Source organism: Guyparkeria sp. (assembly GCF_041687595.1).
GTDB lineage: Bacteria > Pseudomonadota > Gammaproteobacteria > Halothiobacillales > Halothiobacillaceae > Guyparkeria.
This window is the reverse complement of sequence record NZ_JAWLBP010000025.1, coordinates 1-16,622: the sequence shown is the minus strand read 5'-3', so window position 1 is coordinate 16,622 and position 16,622 is coordinate 1. Positions and strand designations below refer to the sequence as shown.

Here is a 16,622-nt window from a genome sequence, read left to right as displayed (position 1 = left end):
CAGCCCGGGGCTGCCGCAAGGCCACGATGTCGCGTGGCAGTCTGGAGAAAGGGAAAGCCCCGGTGTCAGAACCGGGCGGTGAGGCGCGCCCAGACGGTGCGCCCGGGTTCGTTGATGCGTGCCGTCGGGTCGCCAAACGTGCCGACGTAGGCCCGGTTGACGTGCTCGCTGTAGGTCCGGTCGAACAGGTTCTCGACCCCGGCACGGAGCTGCCAGTTTGCGCTGATCCGGTAGCCCGCGTGGAGGTCCACCACGCCGTAGCCGGCGGTCTCGCGGGTATCGAGGCCGCTGTCGACGTCCAGGTCGGTCGCCCGGTCGGCCCAGCGCAGGTCCACCCCGCCGTCGAAGTCGGCGTATTCGGCCAGCAGGCCCACGGTGCCCGACAGCGGCGGGATCTGAGGCAGGTTGCGCGAATCGTCGGTATTCCGGCCGCGGATGTAGGCCAGTTGCCCGTGGGCGCTGAGCCAGTCGGTGACGGCATGGCGCAGGTCGAGTTCGGCACCATAGAGACGGGCGTCGACGTTGCGATAGCTGGTGGAGTGCGCCGGCAGGCCATTGATGCCGCCCTGGTCCTGCAGGATGAAGTCGGTGACCTCGTCGAGGAAGACGGTGGCCCGTGCGGACTGTCGATCGGTCTGCCAGGTCAGGCCGGCGTCCAGTTGGTGGTGGATCTCGGGGGCGAGATCCGGGTTGCCGACCTTGTCGAGCCCGCCGGTCAGTACGTATCGCTGGGTGAGATTGGGCGCGACCGCCGTGCGGCTGAGGCCGACGTCGCCCGAGAGGTTCCGGTCGAAGCGATGGGTGTAACGCAGCAGGGCACTTGCCTCGGTATCGCTCTTTGTCTCGCCCGCGGACTCGCGGATGGCGGCGGGCACCATCATGTTCGTGGCGATGCTCTTGTCCAGGGACGTGTCGATCTCGGATTCGAACCGGTCGATACGTGCACCTACGCGCAAGCCGTCGGCGTCGCCTATCGCCCAGTCACCTTCGACGAAGGCGCCGAACTGGTCGGACTGGCCGTCCGGCCATTGCCGGAAGGCCAGCATCTCGGTCATCGCGTTCCTTGCCAGGGCATCCTGCTCGATGCGCTCGAAGTCCAGCCCGTAGCTCAGTTTCAGGTCGCCGGGATTGGACTCCAGCGTGAGCCGTGCGGTACTCGTGTGTGATTCGGCCGGGGCCTCCATCGGCATGGGGGCGGTCAGCTCGCGCAGGCTGAAGTTGTCCATCAGGTGATCGACATTGGCGCGCGAGATCTCCAGCCGCAGATTGTCGACCGGGCCGGACAGGTCGCCGACACGCCCGTCGATACGGTAGATCGTGGCGTTGTCGTAGACCGAGTCCATGCCGGCGCCGGCGTAGCGGGTGTCGAGCATGCGGTTGCGGTCCACGGACACCTCGATGCCAGTCTCGTCGCTGACGCGGTAGCCGGCGATGACGGTGCCGCTGCGCTGCTTGTACGAAGATGGCACCTCGTTGCCGTCGCCGTCCTCGTAGTTGTCGCCGTTCGCGATCTGCCCGATGACGCGGCCGAACACCCTTTCGTCGCTCACCAGCACATCCGCGCTGGTCTGGTCCGTCAGGCCGTTGCTGCTGGTGCCGAAGTCGAACCGGGACTGGATGCCGGATTCTGCGGCCCGCTCGAAGGTATTGCGCTTGAGCTCGATCGAGCCGCCGCTTCCGCCGGGGCCCCGGGTGAGGGTGGTCACGCCCTTGCGCACTTCGACGGCATCGTAACCGGCGAGGTTGCCGAAGCTGGTGGGCGGGTCCATGCGGTTGGGGCAGGCGTTGGCGATGCCGGCCCCGTCGAGGAGCACGTTGAGCTGATGCTCGCGCTGGCCACGGATGATCGGGTCCAGCCCGTGGCCGGACATGCGGCCCGCCGTCACGCCGCTGATCTCTCGCAGGACGTCGGCGAGATCCGCCTTCGGTGCGGTGGTCTCTTCCTGCGTGACCGACACGACACTCGGCTCTTCGACCGGGGCCGGTGCGGAGATCAGGATCGTGTCGAGCGAGTCGGCGGCCGTGGCGGCCAACGATACGCCCAGAAAGGGAAGCAGGGCGAGGCCCAGGCGGGTTCGACGGAAGGGGAGGGATCGGCTCTGCGGTGTCATGATGTCGTGATCCATTCTCTTGATTATTCGTGATCGTTGTCTGGCGGCCCACTGTTGAGCAGGAATCGGGCCAGCGCCAAGTGACTGATATGGGGTTGGCGAAAGCGCCGTGGCCGCGTGAAATCCCGCGATGACTGCGGCATATGCCCCAGTCGGCCAACCGGGATCAACCGAGCGGATCGTGCGGTCGGCGGGGGATCTGTGCCAGAATCCGGGTCTTGATCCACAGGCAAGTGAAGAGGCAGTCATCGATGAGCATTCGGCAGGATCGGCGTTACGGGGAGACCCACGAGTGGTACACGGTCGAGGACGACGTGGTCACGGTCGGTGTGACCGACCAGGGCCAGGACATGCTGGGTGACGTGGTCTACGCCGACCTGCCGGATGTCGGCCAGAGCGTGTCGGAAGGCGCGCCCTGCGCCACACTGGAGTCGGTCAAGGCGGCCTCCGACGTGTTGTGCCCGGTCGATGGCGAGGTGATCGAGATCAATTCGGCGCTGGAAGACAGCCCGGAACTGATCAATGACGATCCCCTCGACGAGGGCTGGATCGTGCGGATCCGTGCATCCGGTTCACCGGCATCTTGGATGAGCCCAGGCGAGTACGAACGGATGCTGGAAGCGGCCGACTGACACACGGGGAGACGGGCGATGCCATCGGAACGACATGGACTCAAGCGGGTGTTTCTGGCAACTCGCTACTCGTGGCAGGGGTTGCGGGCGGCCTGGCGCAAGGAAGAGGCCTTCCGGCAGGAGGTGGTGGTTGCCCTGATCGCGTTGCCGGTGGCCTGGTTTCTGGGCGACACGGGCGTCGAGCGGGCCCTTCTGGCGGCAGTGGTCATCAATGTGCTGGTGATCGAGCTCGTAAACACGGCCGTCGAGAATGTCGTCGACCGGATCGGCCCCGATCCCCACAAGCTGTCCGGCCGGGCCAAGGATGTTGGTTCGGCGGCCGTGTTCATGGCTATCGTGCTGGCCGCCGTCGTCTGGGGCCTGGTCCTCTTCGCCTGACGGGGTCGTGTCCGCGGTCAGCGCGGCATGCGGATTGTCGTCAGCCGAGTCATGACAAAGTAGATGATCGGCCAGGCGGCCAGGTTGCTCACGGCGCGCGAGAGATAGGTCGCCATGGAGATGATGTCCGTCGCGACACCTTCCACCCACAGTGCAATCATCAGGTAGAGCAGGGTGAACCCCGAGACCAGCAGGGCCTGGGAAAGCAGGGGGGCGACGGCTAGCCGCTGGCGCAGAGACAGCACCAGGAATACCGTCAGGGTGAACAGTAGTGCGTTGAGGCCCAGCAGTCCGTTGACCGCGACGTCCAGCAGCAGGCCGGCGCACCAGGCGTAGATCAGGCCTGCCTGGGCCGGTCGGTACAGCGCCCAGAAGATCACCGTCAGCAGCAGCCACTGCGGGTTGTGAACCTGCAGTGGCTGCGGCAACGGTATCAGCGTGAGCCCCAGTGCCGCGATGCTCGTCAGGATGACCGCGATCCAGCTAGTCGACATTCTGGTTTTCCTCGACCGGTGGCATGTCGACTGACTCGTCGTCTTCGGCAGCTGCGGGGCGTGTGGGGCTGTCCGGCGGTTCGGTGATCACCAGAACGTGATCGAGGCGATCGAGATCCGCGGTCGGTTCGGCATGCAGTCGGACGAAACCCTGTGCCTCGTCCATGTCCACCCTCGTGACCCGCGCGGCGGGATAGCCGCGCGGGAACGCCCCGTCGACCCCCGACGTGTAGAGCAGGTCGCCCGCCGCAACGCGGGTGCGCTCGGGCACGCGCTCGACGACCAGTTCCCGTCCACCGGTACCGCGCATCAGTGCACTCCGGCCGGTCTCGCCGAGCAGGACCGAAAGGACATGATCGCGGGATGTGAGCTGGATGACAGTGGCGCCCGAGCGGGTGCTGCGGAGCACCTGTCCCACCAACCCGTAAGCGTCGATGACGGGATCCCCGGGCAGCACGTCGTCATCCAGGCCGCGGCCGATGGTGAACAGGTTGCCTTCCGCGTTCGGGGGGCGCCCGATGCGGCGGGCGAGCAGAACCGGGGGAACCTCGACCGGGCGGCCGTTGAGCAGTTGCCGGAGCCCGTCCACTTCCCGCTTGAGGCTGGCGAACTGCTGCATCTGGCCGCGGAGCAGGAGGTTCTCCTCCTGCAGGCGTTCCAGTTCGTCATGCAGTTGGTCACGATCGCCGAACCACTGGACCACGGATTGGAACAGCGCGACCGGCTGGTGGATCACCTTGATCACGGCGTCGGTCGCTCCGCCGACTCCACCGTCGAGTTCGTTCACCCAGCGCGTCCCGATACGGTCGAGGCTCATCAGGACGATGGAGACCACAACCAGAACCAGCAGCAGATTGAAGCCGGGGCGGTGGGTGTCGAACAGCGCCATGGCCGGCGCCGTTATTCGTCAGCGAACAGGGTGGTGTTGCGCTGGTCGATCAGGTCGAGCACCTTGCCGCCGCCACGGGCCACGCAGGTCAGCGGGTTTTCCGCGATGACCACCGGCAGGCCGGTCTCTTCCATCAGCAACTTGTCCAGATCTTGCAGCAGGGCGCCGCCACCGGTGAGCACGATGCCGCGATCGGCGATGTCCGCGCCCAGTTCCGGCGGAGTCTGTTCGAGGGCAGCGCGTACGGCCTGAACGATACCGAACAGCGGCTCCTGCAGGGCTTCGAGGATCTCGTTGGAGTTGAGCGTGAAGCTGCGCGGCACGCCCTCGGCCAGGTTGCGGCCCTTGACGTCGATTTCGCGCAGTTCCTTGCCCGGGTAGGCACTGCCAATTTCCTTCTTGATCCGCTCGGCGGTGGCCTCGCCGATCAGGATGCCGTAGTGGCGGCGGACGAAAGCGATGATCGCCTCGTCGAACTTGTCGCCGCCGATGCGTACCGACGAGGAGTAGACGATGCCGTCGAGCGAGATCACGCCCACCTCGGAGGTGCCGCCACCGATGTCGACCACCATCGAGCCGCGCGGCTCGTCGACGTCCACGCCGGCGCCGATGGCTGCCGCCATGGGCTCCTCGATGATGAACGCCCGTCTGGCGCCGGCGGAGAGGACGGACTCGCGGATGGCACGGCGCTCGACCTGCGTGGCACCCACCGGCACGCAAACCAGCACACGCGGGCTCGGACGGAACCAATGGGAGGAGTGCACCTTCTTGATGAAGTGCTGCAACATCTTCTCGGTGACGTGAAAGTCGGCGATCACGCCGTCGCGCAGCGGGCGGACGGCATGGATTGATTTCGGCGTGCGGCCGACCATCTGCTTGGCCTCCTCGCCGTAGGCCTGGATCACGGTCTGGCCACCGTCGTTGCGCAGGGCGACCACCGACGGCTCGTCCAGAACGATTCCCTGACCGGAGACGTAGATCAACGTGTTGGCGGTACCGAGGTCGATGGAGAGGTCGGTGGAGAAAATGCCGCGAAAGCCTTTGAACATGGGGGATTTAACCGGTAGCTATTGTGTAGAGGTGAGAGTCTTGTCGTGTTGGCATGTCTGCCTGTGCCGCTCCGTGTACGGAGGGAGCGGGCACTGAGTCCTTTCCCGTTTTTTTCGGTGTGCCAGTTGTCGGATCGCCCGGATTGGCTGGGCAAACACAAGGTCTGGGACACCGTAAAATAAGCGGTTAAGGTAGCAACATGCGCGTGCCTTAGCAAGCGTGCCTGTGATAGGCTTCGCGCCGGATTTTGATGGCCGGAAACGGGCTCGGACAGCGGTGCCTGCCGGCCGGTTTCCTTACCCGCGGCCCGCCCTCCGGCAGGGGCGGCCCTGCGGTTGTTGACTCACTTTTTCTTCGGGGGTTCCGTCCATGTCGCTGACGAACGACCAGCTTCAGGCCGTGGCGCACTTGGCCCGCATCGCGATCGAACCGGAATGGCGTGATGCGCTGCGCTCGGACCTCAACGCGATTCTCGATCAGGCGTCCCTGCTCGACGACCCACGGCTCAACGAGCTGGAGCCGATGGCGCATCCGCTGGACCAGACGCAGCGATTGCGCAAGGACGAGGTCACGGAGACCGATCAGCGCGAGGAACTGATGGCCGGCGCGCCCGCGAGTGAGCGCGGTCTGTTCCTCGTGCCCAAGGTGATCGAATAGGCGTCCCGCCGCGGGGCCTATTGCCTCGAATCCGTTCGTTACCTGTCACCCATACGAATCTCGGGAAGCAACGTCGTGTCCAGTAACAGCCAACACTCAGCCGCCACCGGGGAATCGGCCATCATCAACGCCTCGATCCCCGAACTGCGTCGCCTGCTCGTGGCCGGCGAGCTCTCTCCTGCCGAACTCGCCGGCACGTTTGCCGCGCGCATCGAGTCGATCGATCCCGGCCTCAACAGTCTGATCAGTCGGGTGGATGCGGTCGCGCCCGCGGCGTCGGAGGCGGCGCTCGCGGGCATTCCCTACCTGCACAAGGACATCTTCTGCGCCAAAGGCACCCGCACGACCTGCGGCTCGCGCATGTTGGCCGACTGGGTGTCCCCCTACGACTCGACCGTGCACGAGCGCCTGACCCGCGCCGGGGCGGTACTTCTGGGCAAGACGAACATGGACGAGTTCGCCATGGGGTCCTCGAACGAGAACAGCCATTTCGGGCCGGTGGCCAACCCATGGGACGAGAAGGCCGTGCCGGGCGGCTCGTCGGGCGGATCGGCCGCGGCGGTCGCCGCCCGCCTGGCGCCCTTCGCGACCGGAACGGACACCGGCGGCTCGATCCGTCAACCGGCGGCCTACTGTGGCGTGACGGGCATCAAGCCCACCTACGGCCGAGTGTCGCGCTTCGGGATGATCGCCTATGCCTCGAGCTTCGATCAGGGTGGCGTGATCGCCAAGTCCGCCGAGGACTGCGCGATCGTGCTTGGCGAGATGGCCGGTTTCGACCGGCGCGATTCGACTTCTGCGGACCGCGACGTGCCGGATTACACCGCTACCCTCGGGGAGTCGATCACCGGGTTGCGCGTGGGCATTCCGAAGCAGTGGTTCACGGAGGCCCTGGATCCGGCGGTGGGTGATGCCGTGGAGGCTGCCATCGACGAGTTGCGGGCCGCCGGTGCGGAGACGGTCGAGATCGACCTGCCGGATGCCGACATCGCCCTGGCCGCCTACTACCTTCTCGCCCCGGCCGAAGCCTCCTCGAACCTGTCGCGCTTCGACGGCGTGCGTTTCGGCTACCGCTGCGAGGAGCCCAGGGACTTGCAGGATCTCTACGAGCGCACCCGCTCGGAGGGCTTCGGTGCCGAGGTCAAGCGACGCATTCTCGTCGGCACCTATGCACTGTCCGCCGGCTACTACGATGCCTTCTACCGGCGTGCCCAGAAGGCGCGCCGCCTGGTGAGCGCCCACTTCGACCGCGCCTTCGAGCAGTGCGACGTGATCGCAGGCCCGGTGACCCCGACCGCGGCATTCGACCGTGGTGCGCACAGCAGTGATCCGGCCAAGATGTACCTCGAGGATATCTTCACCATCCCGGTCAACCTCGCCGGCCTGCCGGGGATGTCCGTGCCCGCCGGCTTCGCCGGTGGGCGGCCGGTAGGCCTGCAACTGATCGGCCGCCACTTCGACGAGGCCCGTCTGCTCAACGTCGCGCATCAGTACCAGCAACGCGTCGACTGGCATCGGCAGATGCCGCCGGTTGCTGCCGACTCCTCCAACCAATAACGCGAAGGGTAGAAAACGACATGTCTGACTATGCCATCCCTTCGGGCTGGGAAGCGGTCATCGGCCTGGAGATCCATGCCCAGTTGGCCACACGGTCCAAGATCTTTTCCGGGGCGTCGACCGCCTTCGGCGCCGAGCCCAACGCCCAGGCCTGCGCCGTCGACCTGGGGCTGCCCGGCGTGCTGCCGGTCCTGAACGAGGGTGCCGTGCGCATGGCCTCGCTGTTCGGTCTGGCTATCGATGCGGATATTTCCCGCGTGTCGAGCTTCGATCGGAAGAACTACTTCTACCCCGACCTGCCCAAGGGCTACCAGACCACGCAACTCGCGCGGCCGATCGTGGTCGGCGGGTCGGTGACCATCACCACCGGTGAGGGCAAGAAAGCGCGAGAGCACACCATCCGTGTGACTCGTGCCCATCTCGAGGAAGATGCCGGCAAGTCCCTGCACGAAGACTTCCACGGCATGTCCGGCATCGACCTCAACCGGGCCGGCACGCCGCTGATCGAGATCGTCTCCGAGCCGGACATGCGCAGCCCCGAGCAGGCGGTAGCCTACGCCCGCAAGGTCCACGCGATCGTGCAGTATCTCGGCATCTGCGACGGGAACATGCAGGAAGGCTCGTTCCGCGTGGACGCCAACGTCTCCGTGCGCCCCGAGGGCGACGAGGCCTTTGGTACGCGTACCGAGATCAAGAACGTCAACTCGTTCCGCTTTCTGCAACGGGCTATCGAGTTCGAGATCGAGCGGCAGGTCGACCTGCTCGAGACCGGCGGTGAGGTGGTCCAGGCCACGCGCCTGTACGACCCTGACCGCGACGAGACCCGCCTGATGCGTACCAAGGAAGAGGCGGACGATTACCGCTACTTCCCGTGCCCGGACCTGTTGCCGGTGGTCGTCGACGACGAGACCGTCGAGTCTTGGCGCGCCGAGCTGCCCGAACTGCCGGATGCCAAGGCCGAACGCTACCAGTCCGAGTACGGGCTGAGTGCCTACGATGCCGGTGTGCTCACTTCGAGTCGTGCCACGGCGGAGTACTTCGAGGCCGTTATCGCCCGTGAGGGCAGTGACGCCAAGCTGGCCGCCAACTGGGTGATGGGCGAGGTCGCCGCGTTGCTCAACCGCCGGGAAACCGAGATCGACCGGTGCCCGGTATCGGCCGACCGGCTTGCCGACCTGCTCGTGCGCATCTCCGATGGCACGCTGTCGAACAAGCTCGCCCGGGAGGTATTCGAGACGCTGGCCGAGGAGGGCGGCTCGGTGGACGAGATCATCGAGGCCCGCGGCCTCAAGCAGATTTCAGACACCGGGGCGATCGAGGCAATGGTCGACGAGGTGATCGCGGCCAACCCGGGACAGGTCGAGGCCTATCGCGGCGGCAAGGACAAGCTGTTCGGCTTCTTCGTCGGCCAGGTGATGAAGGCGGCGAAGGGCAAGGCGAACCCGAAGGCGGTCAACGACGTGCTCAAGCGTCGACTGGACGGCGAGTAAGGCGATGGCGGACCACGAGACAACCGCGACAGTGGACTGGCAGTCCTTGCCGCAGAGTGACGAGCTGTTCCGGTTTTCCTTCGAGGACGGCCGCGTCCGGGGCGTGTCGTTACGCCTGGAGAATGCCTGGCAATCGGCAATCGAGAACAGCGACTATCCCCCCGAGGTCGCCTCCCTCCTTGGCCAGGCCGTGGCCGGGGCGGTGCTGATGGTCGCCAGCCTGAAGTTCGAGGGGCGCCTGGTGCTGCAGTTCGCGGGCCATGGCCCGATCAGCCTCTTGGTGGTCCAGGTCCGCTCCGACCGTCGTTTCCGCTGCATGGCCAAGTGGGACGGCGAGCGGCTGGCCGAGGCCGGGACTTCGCTGACCGACCTGATGGGACGGGGACAGCTGGTGCTGACCATCGAGCCGGACGAGGGGCAGCGCTACCAGTCGCTGGTGCCGATCACCGGCGAGAGACTCGAACATGCCATCGAGGGGTACTTCCAGCAGTCCGAGCAACTGCCGACGCGGCTCGTACTGGCCGGCGACGCCACCGCGATCGCCGGCATGCTGGTCCAGCAGATGCCGGAGACCGGCGGGATCATCCCCGCCTCGGGCCCGGCCGCGCTGGAGTTCGAGCACGTCGGCAAGCTGGTCGACACACTGGTCGGGGAGAAGGGCCGCGCGGAGATGCTCGACGTGTCGGCCCCAGAGCTACTGCACCGATTGTTCCACCAGGAAAGCCTGCGGATCCACGACGTAGCGCGGGTGCAGTTCAACTGCGGCTGCTCGCGCGAGGCGGTCGGCGCCATGCTGGCAAGTCTGGGGCGTGTGGAGCTGGAGGAATCCCTCGAGAACGACGAAACACCGGGCAGCCTCGAAGTCCGCTGCGATTTTTGCGGCAGCCTGTATCGTTTCGATCGTGTCGATGTCGAGCAGCTGCTCAGTGGCGACAGCGTCGAACCGCCCGGGTCGACCCGGCACTGAACCGGTCCCGAGCCCGATGGCGCGGTCCGGTCGATCCGGGCTGGCCGAGGCCGTCGTGAACCCCCATACTTGACGGACGCGCCCGGGTGATCCGCCGGGACCTTCTTTCCGGCACGTCCGGGGCCGTAACGGGTGACCAACCATGAGTGCAGGCAACGCTCCGCGGGATGGACTGGCCGGTTCGACTGACGCGCCGAATCCCGCCGCACAGCTCGACGTTCTTTATGCCGAGGTGCGTCGCCACATCCTTGACCGACAGCACCCGGTATCCGGCCTGCTTCCCGCCAGCACGGCCGTCACGGCCCACGGTGACTACACCGATGCCTGGGTGCGTGACAACGTCTACAGCGTCCTCGGCGCCTGGGCGCTGGGGATGGCCTACCGGCGCACCGGTCACTCCTCGGCGCGCGCCTACGAGCTCGAGCAGGCCACCGTCCGGAACATGCGCGGCCTGCTGACGGCGATGATGCGCCAGTCGGATCGCGTCGAGCGCTTCAAGCACAGTCTGGCCCCCATCGACGCGCTGCATGCCAAGTACGACACCGCCACCGGCGAGGCCGTGGTCGGCGACGAGGAGTGGGGGCATCTGCAGCTCGATGCCACCTCGCTGTTCGTCCTGATGCTGGTGCAGATGACCCTCAGCGGCCTGCGCATCATCCAGAGCCGGGACGAGGTCGACTTCGTGCAGAATCTCGTCTGGTATCTCTCGCGGGCCTATGTCACTCCCGATTACGGGATCTGGGAGCGGGGCAACAAGATCAACCGAGGGGTGCGGGAGCTCAACGCCAGTTCATTGGGGCTGGTGCTCGCGGCCCTCGAGGCCGTTGACGGCTTCGACCTGTTCGGCGGTGAGGGTGATGCGAGTACGCGGGTGAGGGTGGTCACCGACGATATCGTCCGCGTCGAGCAGAGCCTGCTGGCCCTCCTGCCCCGGGAGTCCGGTTCCAAGGAAGTGGATTCGGCGCTGTTCGCCGTGATCGGCTTTCCCGGCTTCGCCGTCCATGATGGGGATCTGGTCGAGCGGATCGATGCGACGATCGACAAACGCCTGTCGGGCCGCTACGGCTACAAGCGCTTCCTGCGCGACGGCCACCAGACAGTCGTCGAGGACGAGAACAAGCTGCATTACGAACCGCAGGAGCTCGAGGCATTCGCCAACATCGAGTCCGAATGGCCGCTGTTCCTCGCCTTCCGGCTGATCAACACGGTGTTTGCCGGCGATATCGGGGCTGCGGCCGAGATCGACCGGCAGCTCGAGTCCCTGGCGATCGAGGAGAACGGTCAGGGCCTGCTCCCGGAGTTGTACTACGTCACGGCCGACAACCTGGAGGAAGAGCGGACGCATCCCGGCACCACCCAACGCGTGCCGAACGACAATCGACCGCTGGTATGGGCGCAAAGCCTGTGGGTGGTCGGGCGCCTGCTCCGTCACGGGTTGGTGGACGTGTCGGATATCGACCCCCTCAATCGCCGCCGCAACCTGCGCGTGCAGCGTTCTCCGGCAATCTCCGTGGCCGTTGTCGCCGAGACGGATGCCGTGGCGGCGCATCTTTCGGATGCCGGCGTCGAACCGGTGAGTGTGCTGGGCGAGTCCTGGGTCCAGATCACGTCCGCCCGGGCGCTGACGGAAAGCCTGGCCCACGTGGGGGAAAACCCGCGCCTGGGGTTGAGCGGTCGACCTCGCCGTCGTGTGCTCGGGCTGGCCACCGCGTCCATCGTCGAGACGGACGGCAAGGCCTGGGCCGTGGTTCCGCAACTGTTCGAGACCGGTGACTTCTACCTGACGCGAGACCTGCACCTGCTCGTCCACGAGGTGCGCACGACCATCGACTACCTGCACCGCAACGCGCGGCAGGCCGGCCGTCCGCTGTTTCTCTTCCTGGTGTCCGAATGGATGCTCGAGGTGCAGGGATTCGACGCGCTGCTCAGGTTCTGTCGTGACGAATTGTCCAGCGGGCTCGTGGGCGAGGTGCCCGTCCACTTCGACGATCTGGACAATCTCTCCAGTACCGCGCCACGTATCCGCCTGCCCGGACCGATGCCCGGCTGGGCTCGACGACCGGTCGTGGATGCCTCGCAGTGGCAGGCAGACGGCGAGACAGGCGAGATGCTGGAGCGCCTGGGTGACGCGCCTTCACGGGAAGCGTTGCAGGAGGCCTTCGGTGAAACGCATCGGCTCGAAGAGCAACTGGCCGTCCTGCAACGCCTCGAGTGGGTCGCAGCATCCGATCGGCACCGCTTCCCGGATGCTCTCGGCCACCTGCGCACGACGACCGAGCACCTGTCGACGCTCTTTCGAGTCGCCCAGCAGATGCAGGCATGGCGGGTGATGCGCCTGGCTGCCGAGCAGGCGGGCAAGGTCGACGCCTTCCTCGAGGTCGCGCTGATGGACCTGATCGTTCGTCACAAGCGTGTCGCGGTGGGACGTTCCTACACGAGCGAGGCAGTCATCGATGAGCCCGTCTCCAACAGCGAGATCCTGCGGCGCATTGCGGCCTTCTGTGGCGACGACCCCCGGGAACGCATCCTGACCCAGGAACTGATCATCCACCTGGGCGCCTGGATACGCGCCGAGCCGGCCCTTTTCGAGGATGTCATCACGCTGCGCATCGGCCCGCTCCTTCAGATCCTGATCGCCCTGCACGCACGCGAGCGGCACATTCCCCCGGCACGGGCACTGGACGAACTGGTCGCCATGGCTCCCAGCGTCATCCGACGCAAGCTGCGCGAGGCGCTGGACTGGCGTGATCATCCGGAAAGGCTGGAGGCGCTTCACCTGCGGGAGGGCGTGTCCGGTCCGGTGAGCCTGGCCGCGGGCGAGAGTGGCGAGGTGCTGACCGGGGAGATGCGCGGGGCGCTTGCCGCGGACGAGGCAAAGACCGACTGGTGTCATTACCGCCAGATCCAGGGGGCCGTCGGGCGGTTGCCGTCGGGTTTCTATCGGCAACTGTGGTCGCTGCTCGGCCATGCCCCGGCGATCGTGATCGGCAACCGCTATGATCCGAGGAACGCACTCGACAGCGCGCTGTATCGCAGCCAGACCACGGCGGGCGAGCACAACTTCGCCCTGGAGGTCGAGCACCTGCTGAACCGGGTCGCCGCGCCGGAATATCGCCAGCTCTGCATCGAGGCGCTGGCCGCGCTGGTCGAGATCGCTCAGCGCCACCCGGGGCTCTCGGTGGAAGAGCCGCTCGTCCTGGATGTGCTGATCGGGCACGCCGTGCGGCTTGCCTGGGTCGATCGGCACCCGGAAGACGACGATCGTTACGACGAGGTGCGCGATCGGGCCTGGCAGGCTTTCTATCGCTCGTCGCCGGACGAGGTGGCCCAGTGGGTCAGCCGGTCGCTGAACATGCTTCTGGGTGTGGACGTGGAAGAAAAATCGGAGGAAGAGTCATGATTCTCGCCGGTGACATCGGCGGCACCCGCTCGCGGCTGGCCGTCTTCCGGGCCGGCGAGCCGCACCCGGTGGTGGAGCGCCACCTGCCGAGTGCCGACTACGCGAGCCTGCCCGAACTGCTGGATGATTTCCGGCAGGGGCTGGAGAAGGATCGGCAGATCGAGTGGCAGAACATCGAGTCGGCGGCCTTCGGCGTGGCCGGTCCGGTGGCCGGTCAGCCCGGAGAAGAGGTGGCCCGGACGACCAACCTCCCGTGGACGGTCTCCGCCGCCCAGGTGCGTGAACTCCTTGCCGATGTCCCGGTGCGCATCGTCAACGACCTGGTCGCGGTCGGCCTCGGGGCGATGGCCAGCCCCGTTCGACGCCGCGTGGCGCTGAATCCTGACGCCACGTTCGAGGGCGGACACGTGGCCGTTATCGCTCCGGGTACGGGACTGGGCGAGGCAGTTTTCTATCACGATGGACACCGGTTTCTACCCATGCCGAGCGAGGGCGGGCACTGCGATTTCGCCCCCAACAACGCCCGCGAGGACGAACTTCTCGCCTTCATGCGGCGTCGTTGCGGCGGCCACGTGAGCTACGAGAGGCTGCTGAGCGGGGCCGGCTTCTCCGCCCTGTACGCTTTTGCACGCGAACATGAGCTGGGTCGCTCGTCGCCGGATGCCGACAGGCGCCTGTCCGAAGCCGAAGACCGCAACGCGATGGTCACCCGGATGGCGGCAAACGGCGAGGACGAATGCGCAATGATCGCCTGCCGCTTCTTCGCCCGCATCCTTGGTGCCGAAGCAGGCAACATGGCACTCAAGACCCTGCCGTTCGGCGGGGTGTTCATCGCCGGGGCGATCGCGGGGCACGTGCTGCCGTTCCTGCGCGAGGAGACCCTGACCGGCTTTCTCGACAAGGGTCGGTTCTCGACATTGCTCGGGCGTATGCCCCTCTGGGTGGTGGCCGACTCCGGCCTCGGGTTGGCCGGGGCCCGGGAACTGGCCGAACAGGAGCGGAATGGATGAGTGAATCGAATGCTCGTCGCCGAGCGGCGCTACAAGGCCTGTACGTGATCACGGACACCACACGCTTCGTCCGCGACGAACTGGTCCAGGCCGTGGGTGATGCCATCGAGGGTGGGGCGAGGATCGTCCAGTACCGGGACAAGAGCGATGACACCGACCGCCGGCGTGCGGAAGCGGCGGCCCTGTCCGCCCTCTGTCTACGGCATGACTGCACCTTCATCGTCAACGACGACATCGACCTGGCCATAGACGTCGGCGCCGACGGCGTGCACCTGGGGCGCGACGATCACGCCCTGGTCGACGCGCGCCAGCGGTTCGAGGAGATGGGGCTCGATGCGATCATCGGCGTGTCTTGTTATGCTGACCGCCAGCGGGCCGAACACGCCGCGGCCGCCGGAGCGGACTACCTTGCCTTCGGTGCCATGTTCCCGTCCCCGACCAAGCCCCACGCGCCCAGCGCCTCGGCCGAACTGCTGGCCTGGGCCCGGGAGCGGCTGGGGCTGCCGGTGTGTGCCATCGGCGGCATTACGGCGGACAACATTGTCGATCTGCTCCCGTATCACCCCGACATGGTCGCGGTGATCAGCGAGGTGTTCTCCTCGACCGACATCCGCGCGGCGGCCGCGGCCCTGGCCGAACAAATTACGAAAATTCATGACGATTCGGAGACTGCGTAGATGACCGCATCCAACCACGAGCTATTCGAGAAAGCACAGGCCCACATTCCCGGCGGCGTGAATTCGCCGGTGCGTGCCTTCGGCTCGGTCGGGGGCGATCCCGTGTTCGTCAAGCGGGCCGAAGGGGCACGCTTCTTTGACGAGAACGACCGGCCGTACATCGACTATGTCGGCTCCTGGGGCCCGATGATCCTCGGTCATGCGCAGCCCGAGGTGATCGAGGCGGTGCGCGAGGCGGCCACCCGGGGGCTGTCCTACGGGGCGCCGACCGTCAGCGAAACGCGCATGGCCGACCTCCTGTGCGAACTGGTCCCCTCCATGGACATGGTGCGACTGACCTCCTCGGGCACCGAGGCGACCATGAGCGCTATTCGACTGGCGCGTGGCTTTACCGGCCGGGACCGGATCGTCAAGTTCCAGGGCAACTACCACGGGCATTCCGACTCACTGCTGGTCGAGGCCGGCTCCGGTGCCCTGACTCATGGTGTGCCGAGCTCGCCGGGTGTGCCCAAGGCGTTCGCGGATTTGACCACCACCGTGGAGTACAACAACCTCGAGCAGGTGCGCGAGGTGTTCGCCGAGGTAGGCGACGAGGTGGCGGCGATCATCGTCGAGCCGGTAGTCGGCAACATGAACTGCATTCCCCCGGAGCCGGGCTTCCTCGAGGGGCTGCGTCAGGTCTGCGACGAGTACGGTGCGGTGCTGATCTTCGACGAGGTGATGACCGGTTTCCGCGTCGCTCTCGGCGGTGCACAGGAGCATTACGGCATCAAGCCGGACCTGACCACGATGGGCAAGGTGATCGGTGGCGGCATGCCGGTAGGGGCCTTCGGCGGCCGGCGCGAGATCATGGAGATGATCTCGCCGATGGGTCCGGTCTATCACGCGGGCACGCTGTCGGGGAACCCGATGGCCATGGCGGCGGGCGTCAAGACGCTCGAATTGATCAGCGTACCCGGTTTCTTCGACGTGTTGACCCGCCGCACCCAGGCCCTTTGCGATGGCCTGTCCGCGGCTGCGAAGGCGCATGGCATCCCGATGATCACCCAGAACGTCGGCGGCATGTTCGGCCTGTTCTTCACCGACAAGGACCGGGTGGCGAATTTCAACGACGCGACGGCCTGCAACAAGGAGGCCTTCAAGACCTTCTTCCACGGCATGCTGGAGGAAGGCGTGTACTTCGCGCCGTCGTCGTTCGAGGCGGGTTTCGTTTCGATGGCCCATGGCGAGGAGGAGATCGATGCCACCGTTGCCGCCGCCGAGCGCGTGTTCGCCCGCATGGCCGGCTGAGCGTCATTGGCGACGTCACC

14 protein-coding genes are annotated in these 16,622 nt (G+C 66.4%); 10 read left to right on the top strand and 4 right to left on the bottom strand.

Translation table 11 applies throughout. From position 1 onward, the window contains the following. Positions 1–65 precede the first annotated feature (65 nt). The gene (locus ACESL5_RS05580) at positions 66–2,126 is read right to left on the bottom strand and encodes a TonB-dependent receptor domain-containing protein (RefSeq protein WP_372591796.1); all 2,061 of its coding nucleotides are present in this window, start codon (positions 2,124–2,126) and stop codon (positions 66–68) included. Between the two features lie 236 nt (positions 2,127–2,362). Between ACESL5_RS05580 and gcvH the strand changes: the two genes are divergently transcribed. Beyond that, complete coding sequence (gene gcvH / locus ACESL5_RS05575; RefSeq protein WP_372591795.1) at positions 2,363–2,743, top strand: glycine cleavage system protein GcvH; 381 nt, start codon at positions 2,363–2,365, stop codon at positions 2,741–2,743. An 18-nt stretch (positions 2,744–2,761) separates the two neighbouring features. Further along, complete coding sequence (locus ACESL5_RS05570) at positions 2,762–3,121, top strand: diacylglycerol kinase (protein ID WP_372591794.1); 360 nt, start codon at positions 2,762–2,764, stop codon at positions 3,119–3,121. Positions 3,122–3,138: 17 nt separating this feature from the next. On the opposite strand, the gene mreD is transcribed toward ACESL5_RS05570, so the two are convergent. The 3 genes from mreD to ACESL5_RS05555 are packed head-to-tail and all read right to left on the bottom strand — an operon-like array spanning position 3,139 to position 5,553. After that, positions 3,139–3,615 carry a rod shape-determining protein MreD gene (gene mreD, locus ACESL5_RS05565; RefSeq protein WP_372591793.1) on the bottom strand — a complete coding sequence of 159 codons (477 nt, stop codon included), beginning with the start codon at positions 3,613–3,615 and terminating at the stop codon, positions 3,139–3,141. Next, positions 3,605–4,504, bottom strand: a complete 900-nt coding sequence (gene mreC / locus ACESL5_RS05560) for a rod shape-determining protein MreC (protein WP_372591792.1) — start codon at positions 4,502–4,504, stop codon at positions 3,605–3,607. The genes mreD and mreC overlap by 11 nt, the downstream gene beginning before the upstream one ends. 11 nt (positions 4,505–4,515) lie before the next feature. Then, positions 4,516–5,553 carry a rod shape-determining protein gene (locus ACESL5_RS05555; protein ID WP_372591791.1) on the bottom strand — a complete coding sequence of 346 codons (1,038 nt, stop codon included), beginning with the start codon at positions 5,551–5,553 and terminating at the stop codon, positions 4,516–4,518. Between the two features lie 370 nt (positions 5,554–5,923). Here ACESL5_RS05555 and gatC point away from each other — a divergent pair, with 370 nt between their 5' ends. From gatC to hemL, 8 genes are all read left to right on the top strand, one after another. Continuing rightward, a complete protein-coding gene (gene gatC, locus ACESL5_RS05550; protein WP_372591790.1) occupies positions 5,924–6,211 on the top strand; it encodes an Asp-tRNA(Asn)/Glu-tRNA(Gln) amidotransferase subunit GatC in 288 nt (95 codons plus the stop codon). Between the two features lie 120 nt (positions 6,212–6,331). After that, entirely contained in the window at positions 6,332–7,768 is a 1,437-nt protein-coding gene (gene gatA, locus ACESL5_RS05545) for an Asp-tRNA(Asn)/Glu-tRNA(Gln) amidotransferase subunit GatA (RefSeq protein ID WP_372591805.1), read from the top strand. 20 nt (positions 7,769–7,788) lie between these two features. Beyond that, complete coding sequence (gatB, locus tag ACESL5_RS05540; RefSeq protein ID WP_372591789.1) at positions 7,789–9,258, top strand: Asp-tRNA(Asn)/Glu-tRNA(Gln) amidotransferase subunit GatB; 1,470 nt, start codon at positions 7,789–7,791, stop codon at positions 9,256–9,258. Between the two features lie 31 nt (positions 9,259–9,289). Beyond that, positions 9,290–10,225 (top strand): Hsp33 family molecular chaperone HslO, encoded by a 936-nt coding sequence (locus ACESL5_RS05535; RefSeq protein ID WP_372591788.1) that lies wholly within the window; start codon positions 9,290–9,292, stop codon positions 10,223–10,225. Positions 10,226–10,367: 142 nt separating this feature from the next. After that, positions 10,368–13,625, top strand: coding sequence for a glycoside hydrolase family 15 protein (locus ACESL5_RS05530; protein WP_372591787.1), 3,258 nt, complete (start codon positions 10,368–10,370; stop codon positions 13,623–13,625). Continuing rightward, positions 13,622–14,635 carry a glucokinase gene (locus ACESL5_RS05525; RefSeq protein WP_372591786.1) on the top strand — a complete coding sequence of 338 codons (1,014 nt, stop codon included), beginning with the start codon at positions 13,622–13,624 and terminating at the stop codon, positions 14,633–14,635. The genes ACESL5_RS05530 and ACESL5_RS05525 overlap by 4 nt, the downstream gene beginning before the upstream one ends. Next, positions 14,632–15,312, top strand: coding sequence for a thiamine phosphate synthase (thiE, locus tag ACESL5_RS05520; RefSeq protein WP_372591785.1), 681 nt, complete (start codon positions 14,632–14,634; stop codon positions 15,310–15,312). The genes ACESL5_RS05525 and thiE overlap by 4 nt, the downstream gene beginning before the upstream one ends. Next, on the top strand, positions 15,313–16,602 hold the full coding sequence (gene hemL, locus ACESL5_RS05515) for a glutamate-1-semialdehyde 2,1-aminomutase (RefSeq protein ID WP_372591784.1): 1,290 nt from the start codon (positions 15,313–15,315) through the stop codon (positions 16,600–16,602). It begins immediately after the preceding gene. Positions 16,603–16,622: the final 20 nt, after the last annotated feature.

Excerpts from the sequence above, each read along its gene's own strand:
- gcvH (WP_372591795.1), top strand. The coding sequence starts at position 2,363 with ATGAGCATTCGGCAGGATCGGCGTTACGGGGAGACCCACGAGTGGTAC.
- gatC (WP_372591790.1), top strand. The coding sequence starts at position 5,924 with ATGTCGCTGACGAACGACCAGCTTCAGGCCGTGGCGCACTTGGCCCGC.
- mreC (WP_372591792.1), bottom strand. The coding sequence starts at position 4,504 with ATGGCGCTGTTCGACACCCACCGCCCCGGCTTCAATCTGCTGCTGGTT.
- ACESL5_RS05555 (WP_372591791.1), bottom strand. The coding sequence starts at position 5,553 with ATGTTCAAAGGCTTTCGCGGCATTTTCTCCACCGACCTCTCCATCGAC.
- ACESL5_RS05525 (WP_372591786.1), top strand. The coding sequence starts at position 13,622 with ATGATTCTCGCCGGTGACATCGGCGGCACCCGCTCGCGGCTGGCCGTC.
- ACESL5_RS05570 (WP_372591794.1), top strand. The coding sequence starts at position 2,762 with ATGCCATCGGAACGACATGGACTCAAGCGGGTGTTTCTGGCAACTCGC.
- ACESL5_RS05530 (WP_372591787.1), top strand. The coding sequence starts at position 10,368 with ATGAGTGCAGGCAACGCTCCGCGGGATGGACTGGCCGGTTCGACTGAC.
- mreD (WP_372591793.1), bottom strand. The coding sequence starts at position 3,615 with ATGTCGACTAGCTGGATCGCGGTCATCCTGACGAGCATCGCGGCACTG.
- thiE (WP_372591785.1), top strand. The coding sequence starts at position 14,632 with ATGAGTGAATCGAATGCTCGTCGCCGAGCGGCGCTACAAGGCCTGTAC.
- ACESL5_RS05580 (WP_372591796.1), bottom strand. The coding sequence starts at position 2,126 with ATGGATCACGACATCATGACACCGCAGAGCCGATCCCTCCCCTTCCGT.
- gatB (WP_372591789.1), top strand. The coding sequence starts at position 7,789 with ATGTCTGACTATGCCATCCCTTCGGGCTGGGAAGCGGTCATCGGCCTG.
- hemL (WP_372591784.1), top strand. The coding sequence starts at position 15,313 with ATGACCGCATCCAACCACGAGCTATTCGAGAAAGCACAGGCCCACATT.